General features: G+C 66.6%; 6 protein-coding genes. 3 read left to right on the forward strand and 3 right to left on the reverse strand.

What is annotated here, in order from left to right; all coding sequences use genetic code 11:
- The first annotated feature begins 7 nt into the window (after positions 1 to 7).
- On the forward strand, positions 8 to 793 hold the full coding sequence (locus tag J6525_RS15355) for a succinate dehydrogenase iron-sulfur subunit (RefSeq protein WP_028337893.1): 786 nt from the start codon (positions 8 to 10) through the stop codon (positions 791 to 793).
- Between the two features lie 28 nt (positions 794 to 821).
- Here J6525_RS15355 and J6525_RS15360 read toward each other — a convergent pair whose 3' ends face one another.
- From J6525_RS15360 to J6525_RS15370, 3 genes are all read right to left on the reverse strand, one after another.
- Positions 822 to 3,572, reverse strand: a complete 2,751-nt coding sequence (locus J6525_RS15360) for a bifunctional acetate--CoA ligase family protein/GNAT family N-acetyltransferase (RefSeq protein WP_225645300.1) — start codon at positions 3,570 to 3,572, stop codon at positions 822 to 824.
- Between the two features lie 128 nt (positions 3,573 to 3,700).
- Positions 3,701 to 5,575, reverse strand: coding sequence for a ferrous iron transporter B (gene feoB, locus J6525_RS15365; RefSeq protein WP_225645301.1), 1,875 nt, complete (start codon positions 5,573 to 5,575; stop codon positions 3,701 to 3,703).
- Positions 5,572 to 5,859 (reverse strand): FeoA family protein, encoded by a 288-nt coding sequence (locus tag J6525_RS15370; RefSeq protein ID WP_057018132.1) that lies wholly within the window; start codon positions 5,857 to 5,859, stop codon positions 5,572 to 5,574. The genes feoB and J6525_RS15370 overlap by 4 nt, the downstream gene beginning before the upstream one ends.
- Before the next feature lie 333 nt (positions 5,860 to 6,192).
- Between J6525_RS15370 and J6525_RS15375 the strand changes: the two genes are divergently transcribed.
- A complete protein-coding gene (locus J6525_RS15375; RefSeq protein ID WP_225645302.1) occupies positions 6,193 to 8,337 on the forward strand; it encodes a hybrid sensor histidine kinase/response regulator family protein in 2,145 nt (714 codons plus the stop codon).
- 297 nt (positions 8,338 to 8,634) lie between these two features.
- A partial coding sequence (locus tag J6525_RS15380; RefSeq protein ID WP_225645303.1) for a helix-turn-helix domain-containing protein occupies positions 8,635 to 8,842 on the forward strand: 208 nt, incomplete at its 3' end.

Genomic DNA, 8,842 nt, shown 5'->3' on the forward strand with positions numbered 1-8,842 from the left:
AGCAAGCATGGTTGAATTCGCACTTCCGAAGAATTCGAAGATTTCCGGCGGCAAGACCTGGCCGAAGCCGGCCGGCGCCACCGAGACGCGCGAATTTCGGGTGTATCGCTGGAACCCGGACGACGGCAAGAACCCGAGCGTCGACACCTATCATGTCGACACCAATGATTGCGGTCCGATGGTGCTGGACGGCCTGATCTGGATCAAGAACCACATCGACCCGACGCTGACCTTCCGCCGCTCCTGCCGCGAAGGCGTCTGCGGCTCCTGCGCGATGAACATCGACGGCCAGAACACGCTGGCCTGCACCAAGTCGATGCACGACGTCGGCGCGGGCGGCGCCGTGAAGGTCAATCCGCTGCCGCACCAGCCGGTGGTGAAGGACCTCGTTCCCGACCTGACCAATTTCTACGCCCAGTATGCCTCGATCGAACCGTGGCTGAAGACCACGACGCCGACGCCGCAGAAGGAGTGGAGGCAGAGCCACGAGGACCGCGAGAAGCTCGACGGCCTCTACGAGTGCATCCTGTGCGCCTGCTGCTCGACCTCATGCCCGAGCTACTGGTGGAACAGCGAGCGCTTCCTCGGCCCCGCCGCGCTGCTGCAGGCAAACCGCTGGGTCACCGACTCCCGCGACGAGGCGACCGGCGAGCGGCTCGACAATCTCGAGGATCCGTTCCGCCTCTATCGCTGCCACACCATCATGAACTGCGCCAAGGCGTGTCCGAAGGGCCTCAACCCCTCCGAAGCGATCGCCGAGCTCAAGTTCAAGCTGGTCGAACGCCAGATCTGATCCGTTGCAGCCGCGGCTGGCGCTGTTATCAGCGGCCAGCCGCAGCGGGCCGGATCAGGATATCGGCGCCGACCGCATCGACGCCGGATCGATCGAGGTCGAGTACGACATCGACGATGCTGTGATCGTCCGGATCCATCGTCACGGTGAAGCCGAGATCGCGGCACATCCCGATCATCGTGGTGTTCTCGGTCAGCACCTGGCCGGACAGACGCTTCAATCCCTCCGACCGCGCATAGTGGATCAGGAGCTGCATCAGCGCCCAGCCGAGCCCTTTGCCCTTGAGATCGGACTGCAGCAGGATCGCGTATTCGGCATTCTCGTACAGCGAGTCCGAATGCAGCCGGACCGCACCCATCATCTCGCCGGTGTTTGGATCGAGCGCCACAAACGCCATCGCGCGCGCATAGTCGAGTTGGGTCAGGCGCGCGATGAAGGCGTGCGAGAATTCCTTCATCGCATGGAAGAAGCGCAGCCTGAGGTCTTCGGCGGTGACGCGCTTGAAGAACTCGCTGACCATCGGCTCATCCTCCGGCCGCATCGGGCGCACCGTGACACGCGAGCCGTCGCGCAGCGCAAGCTCACCTTCCCATTGCGACGGATAGGGCCTGACGGCGAGCCGCGTTTGGCCGGCAAACAGCCGCGCCGGCTTGCGGATCGCGACCCGCGCATCGAGCGCGAGCACGCCGCTCTCGTCCGCCAGCATCGGATTGATGTCGAGTTCGGCGACCTCGGGAATGTCGGCCGCCATCTGCGCCAGCTTGACGAGGGTGAGCGGCACCACATCGGCCGGGACCGCCGGCACATCGCCATAGCCGCCGAGCAGCCGCGAAACGCGGGTGCGTCCGATCAGCTCACGGGCGAGATTCATGTCGAGCGGCGGCAGCGCCAGCGCCTTGTCGTTGATCACCTCGACCGCGGGGCCGCCACGCCCGAACACGATCACCGGACCGAAGGTCGGATCTTCGGCGATGCCGAGGATCAGTTCGCGCGCCGCGCGCCGCACGATCATCGGCTGGATCGTCACGCCTTGCAGGATGGCATCGGGCCGGGCACTTCGTGCCCGCGCCATGACGGTCCGGGCAGCTTCAACGACGCTATCTTTCGTGCGCAGGTCGAGGATCACGCCGCCGACGTCGGAGGCGTGCCGGATGTCGCGCGAGAACACCCTGACCACGATCGCATGTCCTTCGGCGAGGAACGGCGCCGCCTTCTCGGCAGCGTCCTCGGCACTGCCGGCAACGAGCGTCGTCGCGATCGGAATACGATAGGCCGCGAACAGCGCGACGATCTCGGCCGGATCGAGCCAGGCGCGCCCTTCCGACAGCGCGTTCACGACGACGTGGCGCGCCGCCGCCGTCTCCGGCGTGAACACCGATGCGACACCCGGCGGGGTTGCGGCGAGCGCGGTCGAGGCCTCGCGATAGCGCACCAGATACATGAAGGCGCGCACCGCATCGTCCTCGGTCGGGAAATGCGGAATCCGCGCCGCCTCGAAGATCGCGCCAGTGCGCTCGTCGGCGCCAACCCAGGCCGCGAGCACCAGCGCGGCGACCGCACTCCGCTTCGTCCTGCGGTCGCGCACGCATTGCGCCACCGCCTCTGCAATCCCCTGGGCCGGCGCCACCGCGGTTTCCACATTCGCGACCAGCACCGCGTCGCTGTTGGCATCATCGAGCAGTGCGTTGAGCGCCACCACGTAGCGGTCGGCATCGGCATCGCCCGCGATGTCGACCGGATTGGCGCAGGACCAGCCCGACGGCAGCACCTTGTCGAGCCGCGCGATGGTCTCCGCCGTCAGTGTCGCGGGAACGCCGCCGAGCTCGGCCAGCCGGTCGGTCGCGAGGATGCCGAGCCCGCCGCCATTGGTCAGGATCGCCAGCCGGTTGCCGCGCGGAACGAAGCCGCGGCCGAGCAGCTCGGCGCAATCGAACAGCTGGCGCAGGTCGTAGACGCGCAGCATGCCGGCGCGGCGGAATGCGGCGTCGTAGACCGCATCGGAGCCGGCCAGCGCGCCGGTGTGGGTCGCGGCGGCCTTGGCGCCCTGCGCCATCCGTCCCGACTTGACGATGACGACCGGCTTCAGCCGCGCCGCGGCGCGCGCCGCCGACATGAACTTGCGCGCGTCCTTGACGGCCTCGAGGTAGATCAGGATCGCGCTGGTGTGGTCGTCGAGCGCGAAATAATCCAGGAGGTCGGCGACGTCGACATCGAGCTGGTCGCCGATCGACGCGATGCCGGAGAAGCCGAGCCGCCGTTCAGCCGCCCACTCGATCATCGCCGACGCGACCGCGCCGGACTGCGAGATCAGGGCAACGTGCCCGTCGGACGGCTGATGCGAGGCGAAGCTCGCATTGAGCTTGGCGCGCGGCACCATGACGCCGAGGCAATTCGGCCCGATCAGGCGCATGCCATGCCGTCGCGCCGTCTGCCCCGCAGTCTCCGCGAGCGAGCCCGCGCCATGGCCAAGACCGGCCGACAGGATCGCCGCACCGGCAACGCCGGCCGAAGCCGCCTCCGCGACGATTTCGGGAACCGCCGCCGCCGGTGCGCTGATGACGACGAGATCCGGAACGAATGGCAGCGATTTCAGGTCGGGAACGGTCGGCGTACCATCGACGTCAGAATAGTTCCGATTGACGACGCCGACGCGGCCGGTGAAGCCGCTCGCTCTGATGTTCCTGAGCACCGCCGCGCCGAGCGACGACGGACGCGGGCTGCCGCCGACGATTGCGATGCTTCGAGGCGAAAATAGCCGCTCCAGGCCGTACGTCGACATTGCAGGGTCTCGCAGGGAACACGCGGAGGCGCCTGCCGCTTCACGCGCCCTCGACCAACTCTACTGCTTCGCTTGGCTGCACGCACCTATCGCAGTTTCGAGTCGAAATGATGAAACTGCGTTGCCGATCAATGCAGGCCAAGCGCCTGCGCGAGGTTGAAGGTCAGGAAGCTCGCGACATAGGCCAGCGCGAGCATGTAGATGAACGTCACCACCATCCACTTCGCGCCGCCGGTCTCGCGGCGGATCACCGCCAGCGTCGAGGCGCATTGCGGGGCGAAGATGTACCAGACCAGCAGCGACAGCGCGGTCGCCAGCGTCCATTTCTGCGCCAGCACCTGGCCGATCTGGTCCGCCGCCTCCTTGCCGCCCTCGATCGAATAGACGGTGCCGAGGGCTGCAACCGCGACCTCGCGCGCGGCCATGCCGGGGATCAGCGCCACCGCGATCTGCCAGTTGAAGCCGATCGGCCGCAGCAGCGGCTCGAGCACATGGCCGATCATCGCAGCAAAGCTGTAATTGATCGCCGGTCCCTCGGCGCCGGCCGGCGCCTGCGGGAACGAGGCCAGGAACCAGATCAGCACCATCATCGAGAGGATCGTGGTGCCGGCCCGGTACAAGAACATCTTGGCGCGGGTGAACACGCCGATCGCGATGCTTTTCAGCCGCGGCATCTTGTAGTCGGGCAATTCCAGCATGAACGGCGCCGGCGCGTGATCGCGCCACAGGAAGAATTTCGCGATCGCCGAGACCGTCAGCGCGCTGGTGATGCCGGCAGCGTAGAGGCCGAACATCACGAGCCCCTGCAGATTGACGAAGCCCCACAGCGTGGTCGCCGGAACGAAGGCGGAGATGATCAGCGTGTAGACCGGAATGCGCGCCGAGCAAGTCATCAGCGGCGCGATCAGGATCGTGGTCAGGCGGTCGCGGCGGTTGTCGATGACGCGCGTCGCCATGATGCCGGGAATGGCGCAGGCAAAGCTCGACAGCAGCGGAATGAAGGCGCGGCCATGCAGCCCGGCGCCGCCCATGATGCGGTCCATCAGGAACGCGGCGCGCGCCATGTAGCCGAAATCTTCCAGCAGCAGGATGAACAGGAAGATGATGATGATCTGTGGCAGGAACACGATCACGCTGCCGACGCCGGAGATCACGCCGTTCTGCAGGAAGCTCTGCAACAGGCTCCAGCTTTCGGGCAGCAAATTGTGGATCAGCTGCCCGAGCGCGGCGAAGCTGTCCGACAGGAACTCCATCGCGGGCTGCGCCCAGGTGAACACCGCCTGGAACATCACGAACAGGATCACGGCCAGGATCACGAGACCCCAGACCGGATGCAGCACCACCGAATCGATCCGGTTGGTCAGCGTGTCGGGCTTGGTCGGCAGCGTCACCGCCGCCGCGATGATGCGGTCCGCCTCGCGCTGCGCCACCTTGAGGTCGGCGATCGTCGGCGTCGTCCATTCGCTGGCCGCCGCCTCATGCGACTTGGCCAGGAATTCGTCGGTTCGCTTCAGGAGCTCGTCGATGCCGCCCTTGCGGACCGCGACCGAGGTCACGATCGGCAGTCCCAGTTCCTGCGACATCCGGTCGATGTCGATCGTGACGCCGCGGCGCTTTGCGATATCGATCATGTTGAGCACCAGCATCATCGGCCGGCCGACGCGCTTCAGCTCGAGCACCAGTCGCAAGGTCAGCCGCAGATTGGTGGCGTCCGCGACGCAGAGCACGAGATCGGGCACCGCCTCGCCGTCGAAGCGGCCGAGCACGATGTCGCGGGTGATCTCCTCGTCCGGGCTGCGGCCGCGCAACGAATAGGTGCCGGGCAGGTCGAGCACGGTCACGCTGCGGCCCTCCGGCGTGACGAAGCCGCCGGATTTGCGCTCGACCGTGACGCCCGGGTAGTTGGCGACCTTCTGACGGCTGCCGGTCAGGCTGTTGAACAGCGACGTCTTGCCGGTGTTCGGCGCGCCGACCAGCGCCAGGCGCAGGGATGCAGTGGTCATTCGACGATCACAGCCATGGCTTCGCTCCGGCGCAGCGCGATCGTGATGTTGTCGACGCGCACCGCGATCGGGTCCTTTCGGATCGTGCCTTCATGCAGGATTTCCACGCGCGCGCCCTCGACAAATCCCATCTCGACCAGGCGCTGCTCCAGCTCCTGCGGAGACAGCGATGAGCCCGTCACGAGCGCATCGAGCCTGATGATCTTTCCGACAAAACCGCGATCCGCATGTCCGAGCCGGACGTCCTGCAAATCATCCCGGGAGCTGTTTGGATCGCCTGTCATGCGGCCTGTTTTTCAGCAGGTAGTCACAGGGTCAAGCGTTTGCCCGTGAGAGGTTTTAGAACTCCTAAAAACAGCGCCCGGAAGCGCCATCCAGGCCGATTTTCCGCTTGACTGCCGGCGAGGCGCTAACGAGGTCGTGATGCCGCCGCGCCGCAGCCGCCCCGTGGTGCCCCGGACGCGAGCCGGCTGCGAATTGATCGATCCGGGTTGGCCTCCGGTAACCTTGACAGGTCGCGGAATGGCGAACGAGCGTCCGCGCCGCGCCCGGCGGCGCCGTTTCGCTTCCTCCCGCGCAACGGTTTGCGTTATGGTCCGCGCGGAGCCGGAGCGCCCGTGCAGACCGCACAACGCAATTCGCTGAGACTGCTGCAATGGATGATGGCCGCCGCGCTGGCCCTTCCGCTGGCGCTGTTCGTTTTTGCCTCCGCAATGTCCTGGATCTCGACCAGCGAGGCCGCCGACCAGGAGATCCAGCGCACGCTCGATGTCGCCCATGAGCACGCACTGAAGGTGTTCGAGACCATCGATCGCGGCCTCGCCGAGGTCACCGAGGTCGTCCGCGGCATGGGCGATGCCGATATCGGCGCGCGCGAGAAGAGCCTGCACGAGCGGCTGCGGCAGGTCGCCATGGCGCTTCCCCAGGTGAAATCGGTCTGGGTGTTCGACGCCAACGGCCGCGCCCTCGTCAACAGCCTGGTGCAGCCGGCCCCCGACGTCGACTTCTCGGACCGGGATTACTTCCGGATCCATGCCCAGGGCGACATCGGCACCTATATCGGCGAGGTGCTGACGCCGCGGCCGCCCTATCTGGGCTCGCGGTTCTTCAGCGTCGGCCGGCGCCGCAACGGCGACGACGGCAGCTTTGCCGGCGTGATCCAGGCCTCCGTGCTTCCGGAATATTTCGAGAATTTCTACGCCAGGATCGGCCGCGAGCCCGGCAGCTTCCTGGCGCTGATCCGGACCGACGGCGCCGTGCTGGCGCACTTCCCTGCCGTTGACCACGATGTCCGGTTCGAGCCGAACGGCCCGCTCGGGCGGCAGATCGTCGCCAATCCCGAGGCCGGGACGATGACGATCCAATCCCCGGCCGACGGCATCGAGCGGCGCATGCGCTACCAGCGGCTGGCCGGATACCCGATCTATGTCAGCGCCGGCCTCGAAACCTCGGCGATCCAGTCGCGCTGGAGGTCGACCATGGCCCAGCACCTGATCTTCGGGATCCCGGCCACCGCCCTGCTGTTCGGCCTGCTCGCACTCGCCTTCCGGCGAACCCAGCGCCTGCAGGAGGAGGCCAACCGGCGCATCGAGGCCGAGGAGGCATTGCGGCACGGCCAGCGGCTCGAGGCACTCGGGCAGCTCACCGGCGGCGTCGCGCACGACTTCAACAACCTGCTCACCGTGATCCGCGCGTCAGTCGACATGTTGCGGCGGCCGGACCTGCCGGAGCCGCGGCGGCAGCGCTACATCGATGCGATCTCCAACACCGTGAACCGTGCCGCCAAGCTGACCAACCAGCTGCTTGCATTCGCGCGGCGGCAAACCCTCAAGCCCGAGGTGTTCGACGCCTGCCAGAATGTCCGCACCCTGAGCGAGATGATCGCAACCCTGATCGGCGCGCGCATCGAGATCACAGCGCAGGTGCCGGACGAGACCTGTCTCGTCAACGCCGATGCCGGCCAGTTCGAGACCGCCCTCATCAACATGGCGGTCAACGCGCGTGACGCCATGGACGGCGTCGGCCGGCTCACGATCGCGGTCCGCGCCGTGGACGGACTGCCGTCCGCGACCAGCACGCCGCCGAACTCGCCCGGCCATGTCGCGGTGTCGGTGACCGACACCGGCGTCGGAATTCCGCAGGAGCTGTTCGGCCGCATCTTCGAGCCGTTTTACACCACCAAGGAAGTCGGTCACGGCACCGGCCTTGGCCTGTCGCAGGTGTTCGGCTTTGCCAAGCAGTCCGGCGGCGAGGTGACCGTCAACAGCGAAGTCGGCAAGGGTGCGACATTCACGCTGTATCTGCCGCGCGTCGTCGGCGGGCATGGCGCGCGAGCGCCGCGCGCCGAGGACGCGCCCTCGGTCGATCGGACCGGCGCATCGGTCCTGATCGTCGAGGACAATGCCGAGGTCGGAAAGTTTGCCGCGGACACGCTGACCCAGCTCGGCTGCACCTGCGTGCTGGTGGACAACGCCACCCACGCGCTGGAGGAGCTGGCCGTCGACGCTGACCGGTTCGACTTGGTGTTCACCGACGTCGTGATGCCCGGCATGAGCGGCATCGAGCTTGCGGAAGAGATCCGCCGGCAGCGCCTCGATCTGCCGATCGTGCTCGCCTCCGGCTACAGCCAGGTGCTGTCGCAGCAGGGCAGCGGCGGCTTCGAGCTGCTGCAGAAGCCCTATTCGGCCGAGCAGCTCGCGCGCGTGCTGCACAAAGCAACGCGCTCGCGCCGGCTGAAGCGCGATCAGGCGCCGGCGGAGTGAGGTAGTTGCGCGGCACATCTCAAGCACGCTGTCGTCCTGGCGAAAGCCAGCACCCATAACCACCGCAGTTGATTGGGAACGGGATCGCGGCTCCAGCGCCGCGCAACAATTGGCATTCGGGATAATGGGTCCTGGCTTTCGCCAGGACGACGATGGGGATGCTTCGCGATTCAAGATGTCAAACACGCGGTGTCATCACCCGCGCATTGTTTAGCCCGGACAGATCACTGACGGGTGTTCGGAGACATAGCTGACACATCAACATTGGCTGGATTGGTCCGATTCGGGAGGCCGTCCATGCCGTGGAGTGAGGTGTCAGTAATGGATCAGCGCCACGAGTTCGTGCGGCTGGCATTGCAGGAAGGCGCCAACCGGCGCGAGCTGTGTCAACGGTTCAACATCAGCCCTGACGTTGGCTACAAATGGCTGCGGCGCTGGCAGGCTGGTGATCGGGAACTGGCTGACCGATCCCGGCGTCCGCATGCGATGCCCAAGCGCAGTGAGG

Source organism: Bradyrhizobium australafricanum, assembly GCF_020329495.1.
Lineage (GTDB): Bacteria > Pseudomonadota > Alphaproteobacteria > Rhizobiales > Xanthobacteraceae > Bradyrhizobium > Bradyrhizobium australafricanum.